At 58.7% G+C, this 20499-nt stretch carries 19 protein-coding genes; 14 read left to right on the top strand and 5 right to left on the bottom strand.

The window, feature by feature from the left end:
- Nucleotides 1–17: 17 nt before the first annotated feature.
- From ACE1BR_RS15320 to ACE1BR_RS15260, 13 genes are all read left to right on the top strand, one after another.
- Complete coding sequence (locus ACE1BR_RS15320; RefSeq protein WP_374871686.1) at nt 18–3989, top strand: response regulator; 3972 nt, start codon at nt 18–20, stop codon at nt 3987–3989.
- An 836-nt stretch (nt 3990–4825) separates the two neighbouring features.
- The gene (hybO, locus tag ACE1BR_RS15315; protein ID WP_216978671.1) at nt 4826–5959 is read left to right on the top strand and encodes a hydrogenase 2 small subunit; all 1134 of its coding nucleotides are present in this window, start codon (nt 4826–4828) and stop codon (nt 5957–5959) included.
- Between the two features lie 2 nt (nt 5960–5961).
- Nucleotides 5962–6996 (top strand): hydrogenase 2 operon protein HybA, encoded by a 1035-nt coding sequence (gene hybA / locus ACE1BR_RS15310; protein WP_374871684.1) that lies wholly within the window; start codon nt 5962–5964, stop codon nt 6994–6996.
- Nucleotides 6989–8176, top strand: a complete 1188-nt coding sequence (gene hybB, locus ACE1BR_RS15305) for a Ni/Fe-hydrogenase cytochrome b subunit (protein ID WP_374871682.1) — start codon at nt 6989–6991, stop codon at nt 8174–8176. The genes hybA and hybB overlap by 8 nt, the downstream gene beginning before the upstream one ends.
- The gene (gene hybC, locus ACE1BR_RS15300; RefSeq protein ID WP_374871680.1) at nt 8173–9876 is read left to right on the top strand and encodes a hydrogenase 2 large subunit; all 1704 of its coding nucleotides are present in this window, start codon (nt 8173–8175) and stop codon (nt 9874–9876) included. The genes hybB and hybC overlap by 4 nt, the downstream gene beginning before the upstream one ends.
- Nucleotides 9876–10406: a HyaD/HybD family hydrogenase maturation endopeptidase gene (locus tag ACE1BR_RS15295; RefSeq protein ID WP_374871678.1), complete on the top strand. Its 531-nt coding sequence runs from the start codon at nt 9876–9878 to the stop codon at nt 10404–10406. Before hybC ends, ACE1BR_RS15295 begins: the two co-directional genes overlap by 1 nt.
- Entirely contained in the window at nt 10388–10939 is a 552-nt protein-coding gene (gene hybE, locus ACE1BR_RS15290; RefSeq protein ID WP_374871676.1) for a hydrogenase-2 assembly chaperone, read from the top strand. The genes ACE1BR_RS15295 and hybE overlap by 19 nt, the downstream gene beginning before the upstream one ends.
- A 129-nt stretch (nt 10940–11068) precedes the next feature.
- Entirely contained in the window at nt 11069–12667 is a 1599-nt protein-coding gene (locus tag ACE1BR_RS15285; protein ID WP_374871674.1) for an ABC transporter substrate-binding protein, read from the top strand.
- Nucleotides 12652–13656, top strand: coding sequence for an ABC transporter permease (locus ACE1BR_RS15280; protein WP_374871672.1), 1005 nt, complete (start codon nt 12652–12654; stop codon nt 13654–13656). Before ACE1BR_RS15285 ends, ACE1BR_RS15280 begins: the two co-directional genes overlap by 16 nt.
- A complete protein-coding gene (locus ACE1BR_RS15275) occupies nt 13646–14458 on the top strand; it encodes an ABC transporter permease (RefSeq protein WP_374871670.1) in 813 nt (270 codons plus the stop codon). The genes ACE1BR_RS15280 and ACE1BR_RS15275 overlap by 11 nt, the downstream gene beginning before the upstream one ends.
- Nucleotides 14452–15246: an ATP-binding cassette domain-containing protein gene (locus ACE1BR_RS15270; protein WP_374871668.1), complete on the top strand. Its 795-nt coding sequence runs from the start codon at nt 14452–14454 to the stop codon at nt 15244–15246. The genes ACE1BR_RS15275 and ACE1BR_RS15270 overlap by 7 nt, the downstream gene beginning before the upstream one ends.
- Nucleotides 15239–15880, top strand: a complete 642-nt coding sequence (locus ACE1BR_RS15265) for an ATP-binding cassette domain-containing protein (protein WP_374871666.1) — start codon at nt 15239–15241, stop codon at nt 15878–15880. Before ACE1BR_RS15270 ends, ACE1BR_RS15265 begins: the two co-directional genes overlap by 8 nt.
- A 171-nt stretch (nt 15881–16051) precedes the next feature.
- Entirely contained in the window at nt 16052–16528 is a 477-nt protein-coding gene (locus ACE1BR_RS15260) for a GNAT family N-acetyltransferase (RefSeq protein WP_374871664.1), read from the top strand.
- 126 nt (nt 16529–16654) lie between these two features.
- Here ACE1BR_RS15260 and hypB read toward each other — a convergent pair whose 3' ends face one another.
- The gene (hypB, locus tag ACE1BR_RS15255; RefSeq protein ID WP_374871752.1) at nt 16655–17503 is read right to left on the bottom strand and encodes a hydrogenase nickel incorporation protein HypB; all 849 of its coding nucleotides are present in this window, start codon (nt 17501–17503) and stop codon (nt 16655–16657) included.
- Here hypB and ACE1BR_RS15250 point away from each other — a divergent pair.
- Nucleotides 17390–17734 carry a hypothetical protein gene (locus ACE1BR_RS15250; RefSeq protein WP_374871662.1) on the top strand — a complete coding sequence of 115 codons (345 nt, stop codon included), beginning with the start codon at nt 17390–17392 and terminating at the stop codon, nt 17732–17734. The genes hypB and ACE1BR_RS15250 overlap by 114 nt on opposite strands.
- On the opposite strand, the gene hypA is transcribed toward ACE1BR_RS15250, so the two are convergent.
- From hypA to ACE1BR_RS15230, 4 genes are all read right to left on the bottom strand, one after another.
- Entirely contained in the window at nt 17712–18053 is a 342-nt protein-coding gene (gene hypA / locus ACE1BR_RS15245) for a hydrogenase maturation nickel metallochaperone HypA (RefSeq protein WP_042658210.1), read from the bottom strand. The genes ACE1BR_RS15250 and hypA overlap by 23 nt on opposite strands.
- A gap of 84 nt (nt 18054–18137) precedes the next feature.
- A complete protein-coding gene (hypE, locus tag ACE1BR_RS15240; RefSeq protein WP_374871659.1) occupies nt 18138–19142 on the bottom strand; it encodes a hydrogenase expression/formation protein HypE in 1005 nt (334 codons plus the stop codon).
- Nucleotides 19139–20251 (bottom strand): hydrogenase formation protein HypD, encoded by a 1113-nt coding sequence (gene hypD, locus ACE1BR_RS15235; protein ID WP_374871657.1) that lies wholly within the window; start codon nt 20249–20251, stop codon nt 19139–19141. The genes hypE and hypD overlap by 4 nt, the downstream gene beginning before the upstream one ends.
- A complete protein-coding gene (locus tag ACE1BR_RS15230) occupies nt 20245–20496 on the bottom strand; it encodes a HypC/HybG/HupF family hydrogenase formation chaperone (protein WP_040065728.1) in 252 nt (83 codons plus the stop codon). The genes hypD and ACE1BR_RS15230 overlap by 7 nt, the downstream gene beginning before the upstream one ends.
- Nucleotides 20497–20499: the final 3 nt, after the last annotated feature.

The following is a 20499-nucleotide window of genomic DNA, read 5'->3' as shown; positions in this document are numbered from 1 at the left end:
GGCGTGTGGTTCTTGTATTGCTGGTTTCCCTGATGGTTGCCGCTGTTATCGATGGTACTTATCTCCAACTGGAGCGGCAGGCTTATCAGCAATCGCTTGATATGCGTATTCAGCGGGAAGCCGATAACTTGTTGCAGCTAACCCTTACCAGTAAAGGAATGGGGGCAGTACAGCTTGCCGGGCGACTTAATCGTGAGATACAGCTCTCTTCGCTGTTGACACAAGGTAATTTGACGCCGAGTGAGGAGCTGCAAGTGCTGGCCCAAGGTGTGGGGGCAAACCATGCTTTTGTGACCAATGCAGCCGGGATCATTGTCCGCGATTGGGATTCGCTCGGCCAGCATGTTGTTGGGCAGGATATTTCGTTTCGTTCCTACTTCAAGCAAGCAATACAGGGGCGGGAAACTGTTGATGCCGGCGTCAGTCTCAGTACGGGCAAACGGATGTTCTATGTTGCCGCCCCGGTATCACGCGATCGTTCTCAAGATAGTGAGGTTACGGGGGTTGTTGTTGTCCGTTTTGACATGTCGAAACTTGATACGTTTTTAGCCGGGTGGGGGGATTCTATCGGCTTGCTGGTTTCCCCTGATGGAGTCGTGATGGCTAGCAACAAGAGTGAATGGCAGATGGGAGTCGTGGGGCCATTTTCTCCAGCCAGAAAACAGAAGCTCTTTTTGTCCCGCCAATATGGTCACTATTTCGCCCCTGACAACCGGCCCGTTATCCTGCCAGTGAACGATGCAAGCAGGGTGAGCATCGGGCCGGACAGTTATCTGGTGAGCCGTATGCAGATTGACTTGCACGGTGGAAAAGGTCAGTGGACGTTGCTGGTGCTCGGCAATGAAGAGAATGCCGTAACAGCCTGGCGTCGAGGTGCACTTTTTGCCACGGTCATGCTGTTTTGTCTGATCTCGGCGTTATTGTGGCAGGGGCGGGTATTGCGCCAGCGGAGCCTTCGTGAACGCGATGAGCAGTTTGCCTTTCAACAAGCCCTGATCGATACCTTGCCTCATCCGCTGTTTTATACCGACACGGAAGCCCGGTTGCTTGGGGTAAACCGGGCGTTTATCGATGCATTCGGGGTCGCACTGCCTGTGGAGGGGAAAAGGGTAGACGAGTTGCCGCAACTGGCAGATTTGATGGGAGTAGACAATATATCCAGACCGGATAGGGTGGCTGGTCGTCAGGTCAGGGAGCAACATGAGGTGCAGCTTGCGCTGCACAATGGCGAGTGTCGGGACATGCTCTATTTTCTCTCCGGCATTGCCCTTACTAACAGTGAGCGTGGCGGGGCGGTTGGTAGTCTGGTCGATATCACCCCAATTCGTGCTGCCGAGCAAGCTATGAGAGAGGCACACGATCGTATTGCGGCCGATCGCCAGCGGTTGCATGAGAGTGAACAGCGGATCCAGTCCATGGTGCGCAACGTGCCGGGCATGGTCTATCGCTGTCTGCCTCATCACCCCTGGACCATGTTGTTCGTCAGCGAAGAAGCCGAGAAGCTGACAGGTTATCCCGCCAATGATTTTGTTGGAGATGAAAGTCGTCGGGATTTTGGTGACTTGATCCATCCTGACGATCTTGACATGAGCAACCGCAAGACCACGGAGGCCATTGTCGAGCATCGACAATATATAAACGAGTACCGTATTTTTGATCGTTGGGGCCAGATCCGCTGGGTCTACTCTATCGGGCTGGCGACCTATGATGTACACGGCCGCGCCGAGTATCTGGACGGGATCATTTTTGATTTCAGCGATCGTAAAGCGGCGGAAGCAGTCATGCTGGAGGCAAAGCAGCTTGCCGAGGACGCGACCCGCACCAAGAGCGAATTTTTGGCCAATATGAGCCATGAGATCCGAACCCCAATGAACGCCATCATCGGCATGGCCCACCTGGCACTACAAACCCCGCTTTCCCCCCAGCAGCACAACTATGTGAGCAAGATAGACAGAGCCGCTAATAACTTGCTCGGGATCCTGAACGACATCCTCGATTTTTCCAAGATGGAAGCAGGGAAATTGCAATTGGAACAGGTGGAATTCGGACTCCATGAGGTGTTCGAATGGCTGGCCGATCTGACAGCGTTTCGAGCGCGTGAAAAGGGGTTGTCTCTGCTGTTTGATATCGCCGGAGATCTGCCTGCCCGTTTGCGTGGTGATCCCCTGCGGCTGGGTCAAATCCTGCTTAACCTCACCAGCAATGCAATCAAGTTTACCGAGCGAGGGGCGGTGATTGTTCGGTTGGCCCGAGGTGAAGAGACGAGTGGTGCAATCCGGTTACAGGGCTGTGTGCAGGATAGTGGTATTGGTATGACGGCCGAACAGTGTCGGCGCCTCTTTACTTCGTTTGAGCAGGCGGACAGTTCGACCACCCGAAAATATGGGGGCACCGGACTCGGACTTGCGATTAGCCATAATTTGGTTCGACAGATGCGAGGCGATATCCGGGTGGAGAGCGTGCCTGGAGAGGGGAGTGCGTTTTACTTCCAGATCCAGCTTGCTTTGGCAAAGGATGGGGCAAGCTTGAGCGATGAGGAAATGCTCGCTCCACATCGTGTTTTGCTGCTGGAAAATCATGCCGTATCAAGAGCTGTGATTAGCCATCAACTGGCTGCGTTCTCGCTACCAATCACCTATGCAGACTCTCTTTCCGAGGTGCGTGATGCACTGTGCCAGGGGATAGCAGCCGGTGAGCCGTATGATCTCCTCATCCTGGGGTGGCAAGCTGGCGATGAGTGGTTTGCTTCGCTCCTGAACGAGGTCACTCGCAGAGCCAACCCTCCAGCCATATTGGTGATCACGCAGGGAGATCCCGAGCTGTTTGAGGCATACCGTCGCGAGCAAGCGTTACCCGCCACGGCACTGTTGGCTCACCCTTTTACGCCCCTGTCATTGAAAAATGCAATCCGGGGAGAGGGGGATAAACGAGCGGATCTTGCCTTGCTGCGCCAGGTCGCGCTGCCTGGTCATTCGTTGGCAGGGGCCCGTTTGTTGCTGGTTGATGACAATGACATGAATCGCGAGGTGGCGCAGGCCCTGCTTGGCAAGGAACAGATCACTCTGGTGTGTGCCTGTCACGGGGAGGAAGCGCTGGCCATTCTGGCTAAGGATAAGGCGTTTGACGGTATTTTGATGGATTGCCAGATGCCTGTGATGGATGGGTACACCGCCACCCGTCTGATCCGTGCCGATCCTGCCCTGGCCGGGCTCCCCATCATTGCCATGACAGCCAGTTCCATGGCTGGGGACAAGGAGAAGGCCCTGGCCGCAGGTATGGACGATCACATCGTCAAGCCACTGAATATGCAGCTGATGCTGACCACCTTGTCTCACTGGATCAAACCTGTTGGCAATTTGAGCGTCATGTCGCATCCAGTGCCAGTGGGAGAGGGGACTCTCTGGGCGGCCGCTCCCGGGCTCGATGTGCGCAGGGGAATGGCGGTAATGGCAGGTGACAGCGTGCTCTATCGCAACATGTTGCAGCGTTTCAGGCAAAGTCAGCAGGGGTTCGCAGCACAATTTCAGGCTGCCTGGGAAGAGGACGACAAGACCACTGCCCGTCGTCTTGCTCATACCCTTAAAGGAAGCGCAGGTACCATAGGGGCAACCGGGGTGGAGACCTGTGCAGCAGTACTTGAGTCGGCGTGCGAGCTACGCGATGCAGTGAGGGTTGATGAGGCGTTATCTCACGTCATGTCGGTATTGACGCCACTGCTGGCGGGCTTGGAGGGGGTTGAAGAAGAGCCATCCCCAGCGGTCTCCATGGTTCAAGCGATTGATGAAGAGGCTTTGACTGTACAGTTGCAGCGTTTAAGTAGTCTGCTTGGCCAGAGTGACGCACAGGCGCTGGAGCTGAGCCAGCAAATCCAAGCCATACTGTCCGGTTCCTCATCATCGTTGCGAGAGCCGTTTTCAGCGATTAGCAGAGCGGTTAATGAGTTCGATTTTGATCATGCGTTGCAACTGCTTCAACCACTGCTGCGTTAATAACCTGTACATTTTTATGTTGACAGACATGTTAGTAAAAATAGTGTTATTCGCAATCAAATAAGAATAATTATCATCGCAATGTCTGGTGTTTACGCGTTGGTTAATTAGTCAGGTGACGTATGGGTAAATATCATCCGGATTGGCGGTAACATTTGCAACAGAGTGTGCAGATAATACTCTGAAAAATATAATTATCAGGTTACTGGCCGTAACGGGATTGAACTTAATTCTCGGTGTGAATTTGAATGGTGATTCGCGGTTGTGCGTAAACATACCTTGGTAAAGGGTGTTTTCTTGGTACAAGACAGGTGCGCGGTAAGTTGTGTTTTCGATACTGCTGATATGCATGTTGAAGAGAGTGACAGCAAGGTGATGGAATATGTGGTAAGCCATATGGTAGCTGGCGAGGGCTCTCTTGCAACCAGTGGTGGCGTTGTTGGCCTGGTAACAGGCGGCCTTGAAAATCGATGGTGTGTATGCAAACCGGCTGGGTAAAGATATATTTTAAGGTGATTTTATGAGGTGAATTGAATGTGAAATAACTGGTCGTCTCCTGACTTTTATTGAGAAGTACATGAAAGATTGCAACACTTCACCGAGTCTAGTTTGTATTGTTTGATTAATTATATTATAACCATTTAAGTTCATTAAATTTATTATGAAGCTTAATATCCCTTTAGGGGTAAATTATGTGGTTTGTGATATAGCTCCCCTTGCAAATATACTTAAGCCTAGTGAAATTGATGAAGATCAATACTACTGAATAGGTGAGTCCTTAGCATTCCCGCTATTAAGCATTTATCAGACAAGTGCTCACTACGGGAATAAGTAGAATGGTCGAGGATAATTTTTTATCGGCTCATGGGATTAATCGCCGTGATTTTATGAAATTGTGTGCCGGGATGGCCGCAACCCTGGGATTAAGTCAGAATGCCGTCGCCAAGATGGCCACCGCGCTCACCAGCCCTGAACGGCCGCCGGTGATCTGGATTGGGGCGCAGGAGTGTACCGGTTGCACCGAATCGCTGCTGCGCGCCACGCACCCCACCATCGAAAACCTGATCCTCAATACCATTTCGCTGGAGTACCACGAGGTGCTCTCGGCGGCTTTTGGTCATCAGGCAGAAGAGAACAAGCACAACGCCATCAAGCGTTATAAAGGCAAGTACGTGTTGGTGGTGGATGGCTCCATTCCGCTCAAGGATGGTGGCGTCTACTGCATGGTGGCCGGTGAGCCCATTGTTGACCATATTCGTCGTGCTGCCGCCGATGCGGCTGCGGTCATCGCCATCGGCTCCTGCGCTGCCTGGGGTGGCGTGCCTGCCAGCGGTGGCAATCCGACCGGGGCCGTCAGCTTGGAAGAGGCCCTTGGCAATATCGGCACCCCGATCATCAATATCCCAGGTTGCCCACCCAATCCCCACAACTTCCTTACCACAGTCGCTTACTACATTACCTACGGCAAGCTGCCGGCGCTGGATAGCAAGAAGCGTCCGCTGTTTGCCTATGAGCGCCTTATCCATGAGAACTGCGAGCGCCGTCCGCACTTCGACGCGGGTCGTTTCGCCAAGGAGTTCGGTGACGAAGGCCACCGTCAGGGTTGGTGCCTCTACCATCTGGGCTGCAAGGGGCCGGAGACCTACGGTAACTGCTCGACCCTGGAGTTTTGCGATGTGGGCGGCGGTATTTGGCCGGTCGGCATTGGTCACCCTTGCTATGGCTGCAACGAGCAGGGGGTCGGTTTTAGCAAGGGGATCTTCCAGCTTGCCAAGGTAGAGAACCCGACTCCGCGGGTGGATAAACCCGACGTGAAGATCCAGGAGGGGGGCTATACCTCGCCCACCGCGACCGGCCTTATCGGTGGTGCCCTCGGGGTGCTGGTGGGGGTGAGTCTGATGACGGTGCGTGAACTTGGTCGCCAGCAGAAACGCCACGAAGCCGGGCAGCACCCATCACGGGAGGAGTAACCGTGAACAGACGTAACTTCCTTAAATTCGCCTCCGCCAGTGCGTTGGCGGCTGGGGCCGCTGTGCCTGGCACTGCCATGGCGGAGGTCAAGAACAAGCCGCCTATTCCAGGGGCGCTCGGCATGTTGTATGACTCCACCCTCTGCGTCGGTTGTCAGGCCTGTGTGGCGGAGTGTCAGCGCCTCAATGGCAACCCGGCCAATCCGGAGGGAGCACATACCTGGTCCACCAACGACAAACTGACGCCCTACACCAACAACATCATTCAGGTGTGGAAGAGCGGTAGCGGCGAGCACAAGGATCAACTGGTGGATGGCTACGCCTACATCAAGAAGCAGTGCATGCACTGCGTCGATCCCAATTGCGTCTCGGTCTGTCCGGTGCAAGCTCTCACGAAGGATCCCAAAACCGGCATTGTTCATTACGATCCGGACGTCTGTACCGGCTGCCGTTACTGCATGGTGGGCTGCCCGTTCGATGTGCCCAAATATGACTACGACAACCCGCTTGGAGCGATCCACAAGTGTGAGCTCTGCAACCAGAAGGGGCTTGAGCGGATCGATCAGGGCAAGTTACCTGGCTGTGTACAGGTCTGCCCGACCGGCGCGGTGATTTTCGGTACCCGCGAAGAGCTGATGGCCGAGGCCAAGCGCCGCCTGCTGGCGACTCCGGGCAGCGAATACGCCTACCCGCGTCAGACCTTCAGCGCCAACGATCCCTATCTGCACGAGGTGCCCAACTACCAGCCTTACGTCTATGGCGAGAAGGAGGGGGGCGGCACCCAGGTGCTGGTGCTGGCCGGTGTGCCCTACACCAACCTCGACATGCCTGACCTGCCGGAGCTCTCCTCCGGTGCTCGCTCCGAGCATATCCAGCACACCCTCTACAAGGGAATGGTGCTGCCGTTGGTAGTGCTGACCGGGCTGTCGGTGCTCATTCGTCGCAATACCAAGCATGACCATGATGATCACCACGATGATGGTCATGATCAGAGTAAAGATCAGGGCTCTGTCAAGGGAGGCAAGGATCATGAGTAATCACAAAGCATCCCCGCTTGGCGGCAAGCTGGTCAGTTGGCCGGTGCTGGTGCTGGCTCCGCTGATCGTGCTCTGCGGCATCCTGATTTTGAAACGTCTCTTCTTTGGGTTGGGCTCGGTTACCGACTTGAACGGGGGGTATCCCTGGGGGTTGTGGATCTCTTTTGACCTGCTGATCGGTACCGGTTTCGCCTGTGGCGGTTGGGCGCTGGCCTGGGCGGTCTACGTATTCAACCGGGGTGAGTATCACCCGCTGGTACGGCCTGCTCTGCTGGCGAGTCTGTTCGGCTACTCGCTGGGCGGTCTCTCCATCACCATCGACGTCGGCCGTTACTGGAACCTGCCCTACTTCTACATTCCGGGCTTCTTCAACACCTCTTCGGTGCTGTTCGAGACGGCGGTCTGCATGACCATCTATATCGGAGTGATGGCGCTGGAGTTTGCCCCCGTGCTGTTGGAAAAACTCGGTTGGAAGACATCTCTCATCCGCCTCAACAACATCATGTTCTTGGTGCTGGCGCTGGGGGCTCTGTTGCCCACCATGCACCAATCCTCGATGGGCTCCCTGATGATCGTGGCGGGGGAGAAGATCCATCCGCTCTGGCAAAGCTATGAGCTGCTGCCGGTCTTCTCTTTGCTCACTGCCTTTATCATGGGTTTCTCCATTGTGGTGTTTGAAGGTTCTCTGGTACAGGCCGGTCTGGCGGGGCGGGGCCCCAACGAGAAGCCGCTGTTCTACAAGCTGACTCAGGTGATCGATATCTTCCTGATCCTGTTTGTGGCGCTGCGCTTTGGCGAAATCGTGTTTCACGACAAGGTGGAATATCTAGCGCACATCAGCCGTTACTCCATCATGTTCTGGAGCGAGATCGCGCTGATGATCTTCCCGCTGCTGGTGTTCCACTGGGACAAGAGCCGCCGCGATTCGCGCATGTTGTTCCTGGGGGCCCTCAGCATGCTGCTGGGTGCAGCCCTCTGGCGACTGGATTACTCCCTGCTCGCCTTCAACCCCGGCAATGGCTACCACTACTTCCCCTCCGCGGAGGAGGTGCTGATCTCCCTTGGCTTCGTCGCCATCGAGGTGTGTGCCTATTTGCTGTTGATCCGGCTGTTGCCGGTACTGCCATCACTTGAACGTGTTCACCAAGATTATCAGGCCCGAGGGAAAGCCAACGTATGAGCCAACGTATCACCATAGACCCCATCACCCGCATTGAGGGGCACCTGCGTATTGACTGCGAAATCGAAGGCGGCAAAGTGACCAAAGCCTGGTCATCCGGCACCATGTGGCGCGGGATGGAGGAGATCGTCAAGGGCAACGACCCGCGCGATGCCTGGATGATAGTGCAGCGCATCTGCGGGGTATGTACTTCCATTCACGCCATCGCCTCGGTGCGGGCAGTGGAAAACGCCATCGGTGCCAAGGTGCCGGTCAATGCCCAGTTCATCCGTAACCTCATCATCGCGGCCCACAACATCCACGATCATATCGTCCACTTCTACCAGCTCTCGGCGCTGGACTGGGTGGACATCACGGCGGCGCTGCAGGCCAATCCGCAGAAGGCGGCGGATATCCTCAAGGGGGTCTCTACCTGGTCCCTTAACAGCGCTGACGAGTTGACCAAGGTGCAGGATAAAATTCGCGCGTTGGTGGCGAGTGGCCAGCTCGGTATTTTTGCCAACGGCTACTGGGGCCACAAGGAGATGAAGCTGAGCCCGGAGGTGAACCTGATCGCCGTGGCCCACTACCTGCAGGCGCTGGAGTGCCAGCGCGATGCCAACCGCATTGTCGCCATCCTCGGTGGCAAGACGCCGCACATTCAAAACCTGGCGGTGGGCGGGGTGGCCAACCCCATCAATCTGGATGCGCCGAGTGTGCTCAACCTCGAGCGGCTGCTCTATGTGAAGAGCTTTATCGATCGGCTCGGCGAGTTTATCGAGCAGGTCTATAAGGTGGATGCCGCCATCATAGCCGCTCACTATCCCGAGTGGCTGAGCCTGGGGCAGGGGGCCAAGCACTACCTGAGCGTGCCGGAACTGCCCACCGACGCCAATGGCGGCAGCTTCCTGATGCCCGGTGGCTATATCGAGAATGGCAATCTGGCGGGGTATCGCGCCATCGAGAGCCATCAGGATGCCTGGCTGATGGATGGCATCGCCGAGAGCAACAAGCACGCCTGGTACAAGGATGACGAGCCTCTTAGACCTTGGGAGGGCAAGACCGAGCCCAACTACACCGGCTGGCAGGATGACGGCAAGTACTCCTGGGTCAAATCCCCCACCTTCTACGGCAAGGTGGTAGAGGTGGGGCCGCTCGCAGACCTCTTGGTGAAACTGGCCGCCAAACATCCGGAGACGGTTGCTCATTTTGATCAGCTTAACGGTCTCTACAAGGCACTGACTGGCTCCGCCATCAAGACTGAACAGCTGCACTCCACCATGGGCCGCATCATCGGTCGTGCGGTGCGTTGCTGCGTGCTGAAAGATACCTTGGCGCATCAGTGGAAGGCGCTGGTCGACAACATCGGCAAGGGTGATACCACTGCCTACATCAAGACCGAGATCCCGGCGGATAAAGAGTTTCGCGGGGTGGGCTTTGAAGAGGCGCCACGCGGCATGCTTTCCCACTGGATCGTCATCAAGGGCGGCAAGATCGAGAACTATCAGGCGGTGGTACCATCGACCTGGAACTCGGGGCCACGCAATTTCAACGACGAGCCCGGCCCCTACGAGCAATCGCTGGTAGGCACCCCGGTGGCCGATCCGGCCAAGCCGCTGGAGGTGGTTCGCACCATCCATTCGTTCGACCCTTGCATGTCCTGCGCGGTCCATGTGGTGGATACCCAGAGTGGTGAAACGACTCAGGTGAAGGTGCTGTGATGAACACCCTGATCCTGGGCGTGGGCAACCTGCTCTTGAGCGATGAGGCGATCGGAGTGCGTATTGTCGAGGCGCTGGAGCGTGAGTACCGTTTCGCCACCGGTATCGAGTTGCTCGATGGCGGTACTGCCGGTATGGAACTGCTCGAAGCGATGGCCGATCGTGACCACATCATTCTGGCGGATGCGGTGCGCAGCGGTAACCCGCCGGGTACCGTGGTGACCCTGAAGGATGAAGAGATCCCGACCCTGTTTGGCCGCAAGATCTCCCCGCACCAGCTGGGGCTGGCGGATGTGCTCTCGGCGCTGCACATGACAGGGGAGTCGCCCAAGCGGCTCACCCTGATCGGGGTGGAACCCGAATCCCTTGAACCCCGCATCGGCCTCACCCCTGTGGTGGCAGCAGCGATGGGGGAGGCGACGGATCGGATTTTGACCCTGCTGGCCGCTGTTGGCGCGCCCGCCATTGCGCTCTCCGAGCAGGAAAAGGCAGCGCGAGAGCGGGAGGGCACATGGCGCAATCCATTGTGAACGAGGTTGAGAGAGTGCCGGAAATAGTACCGGAGACGGCGCAGGAATTTGCCGGTTTTGCCACCAATCCAGCCCCTTTGCTGGTGGCCCAGTACGAGCGGATCGCCAAACAAGAGATGCAGGCGCTGCCCTTCTACCACGCCACCATGCCCATCGTGGCGGAGTGCGTGCTGTTTGAAGGTCAGTGGCTCGGCTGCGTGCTCACCCCCTGGATGCTGAGCGTGGTGCTGCTGCCGGGGCCGGATCAGCTTTGGCCGGTGCGCAGCAGCGGCGATCGGCTCGCTCTGCAGATCCCCTGCGGCAACATGACTTTTATGGTTGGCGAACTACCCGACAGCGGTCAGTTGCTGGCCTGCTCCCTGATGTCGCCGCTCGATCCCCATCTCGGGGCCGACGAGGGGCGCTCGCTGGTGAGCAGCACCCTCAAGATGTTGCTCTCCTTACCGGTGCAGCAGGGCGCAAGCGCCGGGGTTGATCTGGGTCGTAGACGGTTGTTTGGTGCGGCAAGAAAGGCAGCTGTAGTGTCCGACTGATACTATGTTTCATGCGAAATCAAGTTTAGAATAAGGGGCCATTTTTGGCCCCTCACTTGCATTTACACGCAGGCATTCGAACTCTTCTTTCAGAGATAAAGAGTGAGTGGAACAATAAAAAGGATCCCCATGACGATTCCACGCAATAGCCTTCGCAGTCGCGTAGCCATGATGTTGGCCCTGCTACTGGGAACCGGCTCTCATGCCGTGCTGGCCGCTGGCCAACCGGTTCCCGCCGAACTCAAGCTTGCCATCGGTAGCGAACCTACCGAAGGGTTTGACCCGCTGCTCGGCTGGAGCCACGGTAGCTACTTGCTGCTGCACAGTCCGCTGCTCAAGCAGAACGCCGATCTCAGCTGGCACAATGTGCTCACCCAGGCGGTGACTCCGAGCAAGGATGGCAAGGGGTGGCTCATCACCCTCAAGCCCGACCTGAAATTCTCCAACGGTGCACCGCTCACCGCCGAGGATGTGGCCTTTACCTACAACAGCGCAGCCAAGGGCGGCGGCAAGATCGACATGGGCAACTTTGTCGCGGCCAAAGTGCTCTCGCCTACCGAGGTAGCCATTACCCTGAGCGCCCCCCAGAGCACGTTCGTCAACGTATTGGGGTCACTCGGTATCGTGTCGGCCCATGACTATGATGCCAAGCGCTATGCCCAGCAACCTGTCGGCGCTGGCCCCTACCGGCTGGTGAGCTTCCTGCCCGGTCAGCAGCTGGTGGTGGAGGCGAACCCTTATTACGCCGGTGGCAACAATGACTTTAAACGGCTGGTGTTTGTCTTTATTGATGAAGAGAGCGCCTATGCCGCCGCCCAGAGCAACCAGCTCGATCTGGTGCGTATTCCCCCCTCGCTGGCGCCGACTGTGCCTGCCTCACTCAAACTCTGGGTACGCCCGAGTGTAGAGAACCGTGGCATTGTCTTCCCTATTCCTCCCGCCGGTCAAAAGGATGCCAAGGGTTATCCCATCGGCAACGACGTGACTGCCGATGTGGCTGTGCGCCGCGCCATCAACTACGCCATCGATCGCAAGCTTTTGGCCGATCAACTGCTGGAAGGACACGCTATCCCCGCTTACAGTGCGGTAGAAGGGTTGCCCTGGCTGAACAAGGCCACGGCCTTCAAGGATGGCGATGTCGCCCATGCCAATACCTTGCTCGACAAGGCGGGCTGGAAGATGGGCAGTGACGGCATTCGTCACAAGGGCACCCTGCGCGCCGCCTTTACCCTCTGGTATACCAGCGGTGACAGCACCCGTCGCGATCTGGCGGAAGCGGTGCGGGCCATGCTCAAGCCCATTGGTCTTGAGGTGAGCCTCAAGTCCGGTAGCTGGGAGCAGGTTGAGCGTGAGATGCACGCCAATCCGGTACTGATGGGGTGGGGGAGTCTGGATCCCATGGAGCTCTATCACCACTACCAGAGCGGTTCGGGTGGCGTGGAGTTCTACAACCCGGGCTACTACAGCAACCCGGTAGTGGATGGTCACCTCAAGCAGGCGCTGGATGCTCCCGATTGGCAGACGGCCGTGCCGTTCTGGCAGCAGGTGGAGTGGGATGGCAAGAGCGGCGCCGGGGTGCAGGGGGACGCTGCCTGGGCCTGGCTGCTCAACGTGCAGCACACCTATCTGGCCAATAGTTGCATCGATCTTGGCAAGGGGGCGCCAGAGATCCACGGTAGCTGGTCTCTGCTCAACAACCTGCAGGATTGGCGGTGGACGTGCCGCTAAGTTCGTCCACGTTGATGAGCACAAGTCTGAAAGCCCTGCTGCGTTTGGCAGGGCTTTTATGCTTGGTGTCGGTCGCGACCTTCGTGTTGCTCAGCTACTCCCCCATCGATCCCATCAAGGCCTATATCGGCAACGATCTGCTCCATGTGCCGCCCGAGCAGTATGCTCGCATTGCTGCTCGCTGGGGGCTGGATCAGCCGCTCTGGCTGCGCTACTGGCACTGGTTTACCCAGGTGCTGCAGGGAGATCTGGGTTACTCCATGCTCTACAATGCGCCGGTAGCCCAAGTGATCGGTAGCCGCTTTGCTGCCTCCTTCCTGCTGCTGGCGGGGGCCTGGCTGCTCTCCGGCTTGTTCGGCATCCTGCTTGGACTCTGCGCCGGTCGCTATCTCAACCGCTGGCCTGATCGTCTTATCTGTCGCTTTGCCTATCTGCTTGCTTCCTTGCCTACCTTCTGGGTTGGTCTGTTGCTGCTCGCCCTGTTTGCGGTGCACTGGCCACTGTTGCCGGTCTGTTGTGCCTGGACGCCGGGCCTCGCTGCCGATGAGGTGGATTGGGCGATGAGGGCTCGTCATTTGCTGTTGCCGGTGACTACCCTGGCGCTGCTCGGAGTCGGCAACATTGCCCTGCATACCCGGGGACGGGTGGCCGAGGTGCTGGAGAGCGACTTTATCCGCTATGCCCGTGCCCAAGGCGATGGCGGTTGGCCCATGCTGCGTTTTCATGTGCTGCGCCACGCCCTGACCCCGGCCATCTGTCTGCAGTTTGCGTCGCTGGGGGAGTTGATTGGCGGATCCCTGCTGGCGGAGAAGGTTTTCTCCTATCCGGGTCTCGGTCAGGCGACCGTGGATGCGGGGCTGCGGGGGGATATCCCTTTGCTGATGGGTATTGTGCTCTTCTGCACCCTGCTGGTCTTTTTGGGCAACACGGCGGCACGGGCGCTGCTGGCCCGTATCAATCGGGGCTGGGAGGGTGGACATGCTGTTTAATCCGCTTCCGGCTCTGCTGCGTCTGGGCTTTGCCCTGATCTGCCTGACGCTACTGGCCTGTTACGGCTGGAGCTTGTCGGCGCAGGATGTGCCGATGGATCTGCTGGCCCGCCAGCAGCCACCCTCGCTGGTGCACTGGTTCGGTACCGATCAGATGGGGCGGGATCTCTGGCTGCGTGCCTTTCAGGGCACCCTCACCAGTCTGGAGCTCGGGCTAGGCACGGCGCTCTGTAGTGGCCTGCTGGCCATGGTGGCGGCCAGCCTCTCGCTGGTTCATCCCAGATGTGACATGGCGGTGCGGCTGGTGATCGACGCCATGCTGGCGTTGCCCCATATGTTGCTGCTGATCCTTATCTGTTTTACCGTGGGCGGCGGCATGCGCGGGGTGATCCTGGCGGTGGCGCTGACTCACTGGCCCAAGCTGGCGCTCATTCTCTGCGCCGAGGCGCGGCGGATCGCCAGCAGCGACTATGTGGTGCTGGCGCGCTGTCAGGGGATGGGGGCACTGCGTCGCTGGCGCACCCATCAGCTGCCGGGGCTGTTGCCCCAGTGGTTTATCGGCACCCTGCTGATGTTTCCCCATGCAGTGCTGCATAGCGCAGCGCTCAGTTTTCTGGGATTCGGTCTGGCGGCCCACGAGGCCTCGCTGGGTCTGCTGCTGGCCGATGCGCTGCGTTATCTGGCCGGTGGCGGCTGGTGGCTGGCCCTCTTCCCCGGCCTGATGCTACTGACGTTGGTTTTACTGTTTGATCAGGCTACTCGCGCCCTGCAACAACTCTGGTTTGGGAGTGAACAATGCTGAGCTTCGACCATGTGACCATTGAGGCGGCCCACTACTCCTGGTTGGGACGACGGCGATGGCAGCCCCTGCTGACCGATATCAGCCTGCAATTGGCGCCGGGGGAGATCGTCGCGCTGGTGGGGGGGAGTGGTGAGGGCAAGAGCCTGCTGCTGCAAAGTGCCCTGACCCTGCTGCCGGACAACCTGCGCATGCGCGGCACTATTTCGCTCGATGGTACCCCCCTGTGCGACGCCAGTCGTGCCCGTTTGCGCGGCCATACCCTCTGTTATGTACCGCAGGGGGTGAGCGCCCTTAACCCGCTGCTGACTGTCGCTCGCCAGCTGGGCCGCGCGGCTTGTCTCTGTGGTCAGAGCGGCTCCCGTGAGCGACTCGGCCAGCAGTTGCAGCGCTACCAACTGCCTGCCGCCACGCTGGATTGTTATCCGCGCCAGCTCTCTGGCGGCATGGCCAAACGCATTCTGGCCTGTACCGCGGCACTTGGCGGTGCCCGCTATATTCTGGCGGACGAGATCACCGCCTGGCTTGATGAGGGGCTGGCCTGCCAGCTGCTCACCCAGTTGCGCGAGATTGCAGAGCAAGGCAGCGGTATCCTCTGGGTCACCCACGATCTGGCACTGGCGGCCCGTTTTGCCGATCGCATCGTGGCGCTGCATCAGGGCCAAGTGAGCGACACCTTGAGCAGCCACCACCTGCGCCAGGGGCAGGGGAGCGAGATGCTCCGCGCCCACTGGCAGGCGCTGCCGGAGTTCAATTCGCTCTTCTCTGTACCGGAGGTCGCTGATGTTTGAGGTCCGGGATCTCACCATTGCCCAGGGGGAACGCCCCCTCTGGCAGGGACTTATCCTGACGGTCAAGGCGGGCAAACGGCTAGGGATATCTGCGCCTAGTGGCCATGGCAAAACCACGCTGGGGCGGGTATTAGCGGGTTGGCAACCGATTGGAGCTGGCGGGAAGATCCTGCTGGATGGGCAGCCGGTGCCTGAACAGGTAAAAGGCTATAACCCCATCCAGCTGGTGCCCCAGCACCCCGAACTCACCTTCAATCCCTATCGCACCACCGGGCAGGCGCTGTGGGATGTGTGGCGCCCCGATGACGCCATGCTGGCCCGTTTTATGGTCAAGCCCGAGTGGCTCGCTCGTAAACCCGGTCAGCTCTCTGGTGGCGAGCTGGCACGCATCGCGCTGCTGCGCGCCCTCGATCCCCGCACCCGTCTGCTGATTGCCGACGAGGTGACCGCCCAGCTGGATCCGCAAATTCAGCGTCATATCTGGCGGGAGCTGATGATTGAGTGCGAGCAGCGCGGTCTCGCCATGGTGATTTTTAGCCATCAGCAGGCGTTGCTGCGCCAGATCTGTCATCGGGTGCTGCGTTTTGGCGAGGAGACGGCTGAGCAGGAATTGATGGTCTGCAATGTAGCCTGAGGGCTGGCGTTTCCCTTCAGCATCACGGCAGGTACTCACTCTATTCTTGCATCCTTTGCAAATGTTTTGGTCTGATTGGCATAATGACTGTGCGCCCTATCAGGGGGGCAATAAACATTTTGCGGGGAAGTCATCATATGGCAGAGCCCACCATTTTGGACGCTATTCACTATGAGTTGTATGGAATTTAAACTGTTCAGTGATGTGGGTGTGGGCGATTTTCTGTCCGTGGTCAACGATCAGACAGTGAGAAAGCATCTGATTGATCATCCCCCCTTCGATGCGGCCAGTGTACGCACCTGGATGGATGACAAGATGCGAATAGACAGGTTACCCGGTTGCCGGGTGCGTGCCGTGCTCATTGACGGTGTTCTGGTTGGATGGTGCGGGATACAACCCGACGACGATGGCGTCGAGATTGCCGTTGTGATCGCTAAAGCGGGTTGGGGGACGGGGATTGCCATCTTCAAGGAGATGATGGGATGGGCAAGGCAGATGGGGCATAAGGAGGTCATGTTCCATCTGCTGAGCACTCGCCCAGAATATCGGGCGCTCACCAAGCGATCCACCAGGGTGCAGAAGACGACGCTCTCGGGGCGTGATTTCACCACCTATTACATCAGCGTGGAAAAGTGGTTTGCGGGTTAATGACAACGCGATTCTTGTTACAACCCAAGAGGGAGGCTGATGCCTCCCTCTTTTTCATCAACATGTACAGCACATTAGTGGTGCAGATGTGGTGTCGATTAGCGCAGCGTAATCGGACGTTCGAGATCAGGCCGTGGCCAGCCAGTTCAGCCAGGCATCCATCCCTTCACCTGTGGTGGCACTGACCTGGATCACCTGAATATAGGGGTTGACCCGTTTCGCATTCTCGATGCAGCGGGCCACGTCAAAACTGACGTAGGGCAGCAGATCGATCTTGTTGATCACCATCAGTTGGGCGGCGGCAAACATGTCCGGATATTTGAGGGGCTTCTCTTCCCCCTCGGTGACGGACAAGATCGCGACCTTGTACTTCTCGCCGAGATCGAAGCTGGCGGGACAGACCAGATTGCCCACGTTCTCGATAAAGAGGATACCCCCTTCATTGGCAGGCAACTGGTGGCAGGCATCGTGGACCATTTTTGCGTCCAGATGGCAGCCCTTGCCGGTGTTGATCTGCACGGCCGGTACACCCGTGGCACGAATACGATCCGCATCGGCGCTGGTCTGCTGATCTCCTTCGATCACCGCGCAGGGGCGTTTGTCGGCCAGTTGGCGCAGGGTTTCGCAGAGCAGGGAGGTCTTGCCTGAACCCGGGCTCGACACCAGATTGAGTACCAGCTGGGCCGCTTCGTCGAAGTGCTCACGGTTGTGGGCGGCCAGCGCGTTGTTCTTGGCCAGCACGTCCATCTCGATGGCGATCAGCTGGCGCTGCCCCATGCCGGGCACCGACAATCCCGCTTCCCCTTTGCCGTAGTGCAGATCCCCCTGCTGATGGTCATGGTCATGGTCATGGCTGTGATCATGGGGATGCGCGTGGGAATGGCCGTGGTCATGAGAGTGGCCATGTTCATGATGATGGTCGTGGGGGTGATCATGGTGGTGATCGTTTGGGTGATCATGCCCTTCATGGCTCAGGGGAGCCCGCACCCCGTGGTAGTGGTGATGGACATCCCCCTGATGGTGGTAGTGGTGGTGAATGATCAGGGTGCGCGGTGCACTCTGCTCGTGGTCATGATGGTGATGGGCGTCATGAGCATGTTCGTGATGATGCTCATGATCGTGCTCATGATCGTGCTCATGGCCGGCGATCCGCGCCTGGCCGCATCCGCATACGCTACACATATCAACTTACCTCGATGTCGGTGATGCGCAGGCTATCGCCCTGCGCGACTCGTAATTTGTATCCGCCACACCCGGGACAGGCCTGCCCGCGCTCGGTGAGGGTGACCGTCTGGTTGCAGTCGTAACACCAAGCCTCTGCCGCCTGGTGCTGAAAGTGAAGCTGGGCCCCTTCGACGGCGGTGCCCTTGGCGGCCGCCTCGAAGCAGAAGGCAATGGTGTCCGGGTCGACGCAGGAGAAGCTGCCGACCTCGAGCCAGAGGGCGGTCACCTTGTTAAAGCCCCGCTGGGTGGCCTGTTCAGCCGCCAGATCGATGGCAGCCATGGCCAGAGACATTTCGTGCATGGTGGCTCCTTAACCGATATGGGGAAGAGCTGTGACTCCTCCCCCTAATTGGGAAAACGGCATATGGGTTAACGTCATGGCCGATCAGCAGATCCGCGGGAGCAGTTCCCCTTGCGGTAGCTCCAGATAACGACGGCTGCCCCAGGGGTTGTTGAGGATCACCTTGTGGCGATCGCTCGCCTGCACCACGCCGATCTGGCTGGCGGCGGTGTTGAATTGCCGCAAGATGCCCAGTGCGTCATGCGCCTGTTCGGCAGGCAGGGCCAGCACCATGGTCCCCTCGTTGGCGAGATCATGGGGCTCGAAACCGTAGAGTTCGCACAGGCCGCGTACCGGATCGCACACCGGAATGGCGGACTCCTCCAGCTCGATGGCAACGCCGGAGGCGCTGCTCCACTCGTTGAGCACGGCCGCAAGGCCACCGCGGGTGGCGTCGCGCAGGGCGTGCGGGGTAATACCAGCTTTTAGCAGCGCTTCTACCTGCGGCCAGAGGGTGGTGCAGTCGCTTTTCAGATCAGAGCCCAGTTGCAGGGCGTCGCGGGCCATCAGGATGCAGGCGCCGTGGCTGCCGATATCCCGCGACACCAGAATGGCGTCACCGGCCTTGAGGTTGCGCACCGAGATGCCCCGGCTCTGTTCGGGCAGCGGGAAAGTGCCGACCCCGCTGGTGTTGATAAAGATCTTGTCGGCCGCCCCCTTGGGCACCACCTTGGTGTCGCCGCAGACGATGCGGGCACCGCTGTTGGCAAGTTCGGCGGCCATCGACTCGACGATGCGGGCCAGATCGGCGTAGGGGAAGCCCTCCTCGATGATAAAGCTGCAGCTCAGATACTCGGGCTTGGCCCCCATCATGGCCAGATCGTTGACCGTACCGGCGATGGCCAGCTTGCCGATATCGCCCCCCTCGAAGAACAGCGGCGAGACGGTAAAGCTGTCGGTGGTGAAGGCGACGGGACCGTTCACCGGCAGCAGGGCGGCATCTTCACCGCGCAGCAGGATCTCGTTGCCAAAGTGGCGAAAGAAGAGCTGGTTGATCAGCTGATTCATCTCGACGCCGCCGCCGCCGTGGCTTAACTGAATTTCTCTCATTGGATCCCCATATATCGGTAGTAGGCATTGCAGGCCCCTTCGGAGCTGACCATGCAGCTGCCCATGGGCTGGGTCGGGGTGCAGCCCCGGCCAAAGACTTTGCACTGGTTCGGTTTGGCCAAGCCGCGCAGGATATCGGCGCACTGGCACGCCTTATGGTCATCGATGGGAGTCTGATTGAGTGCAAAGTGACGCTCCGCATCGCGCTTGGCGAAGGCATCGCGCAGGCGCAGGGCGGAGGCGTTGATATCTCCCAGACCTCGCCAGCGAAAGTGCTCGCGGGTCTCGAAAAAGCGCTCGACCAGCCGCTGGGCGGCTTTATTGCCGCTGGCAGTGACGGCGCGGCTGTACTGCACCTCCAGCGCGTAGCGACCCTCCACTTTCTGGCGCACCATCATCAAGAGCGCCTCCATCACATCCACCGGCTCGAAGCCGCTCACCACCACCGGCACCTGATAGCGATCGACGATGGGCAGGTAGATATCGGCGCCGGTGATGACGCTGACGTGAGAGGGGCCGATAAAGGCATTCACCTTGGCCACCCCGTCGGCCATCACCGCATGAATGGCGGGCGGCACCAGCACATGGTTGATATGAAACAGCAGGTTCTCGACCCCTTGATCTTCAGCGGCAGCCAGCAGCGCCGCGGTCATGGGGGTGGAGGTCTCGAAACCGATGGCGAAGAAGACCACGGTTTTGTCCGGGTTCTCCTTGGCGATGCGCAGGGCATCGAGGGGGTCATAGACAGGGCGGATATCGCTCCCCTTGGCCCGCTGCTGGGCCAGCGTGCCCTTGGAGCCCGGCACCCGGATCATGTCCCCCAGGGTGACCAGAATGACGCTGGGCTGGTTCGCCAGCTCGATGGCCTGATCGATGCGCTCTTTGGGCATGATGCAGACCGGGCAGCCGGGGCCGTGAACGAACTCAATGCTGGCCGGCAACAGCTGGTGCAGGCCGTACTTCATGATGGTGTGGGTATGGCCGCCGCACACTTCCATCACCCGCAGCGGTTCGGGCAGATCTGTTGCGAGTTCATTAATTTGCGCGGCGAGGGCGCGGATCACCTCAGGCTGGCGAAAGCCCTGAAACAGGTCATTCAAGGTCAGCATGGCAAGATATCCTGTTTGGGCATCAGGGCCACCATCTGGCGGAAGCTCTCGAGGCTGGCCTGCGCCTCCTCTTCGTCAATCTTGCTCATCACAAAGCCGATATGGAGCAGCACATAGTCGCCCACCTGGAGAGGCTCTTCGAGCAGCATGCAGCTGACGCGCCGCTGCACTCCCAGGGTATCGACGGTGACGCAGTTATCTTCGGGGTGCAGCTGCACCACCTGAGAGGGAATGGATAGACACATGGA

The sequence above is a fragment of the Aeromonas sp. MdU4 genome (assembly GCF_041929505.1).
In the GTDB taxonomy this organism is placed as follows: Bacteria; Pseudomonadota; Gammaproteobacteria; order Enterobacterales; family Aeromonadaceae; genus Aeromonas.
Note: the sequence above shows the minus strand (reverse complement) of the source record. Positions and strands in the feature narration are given on the sequence as shown.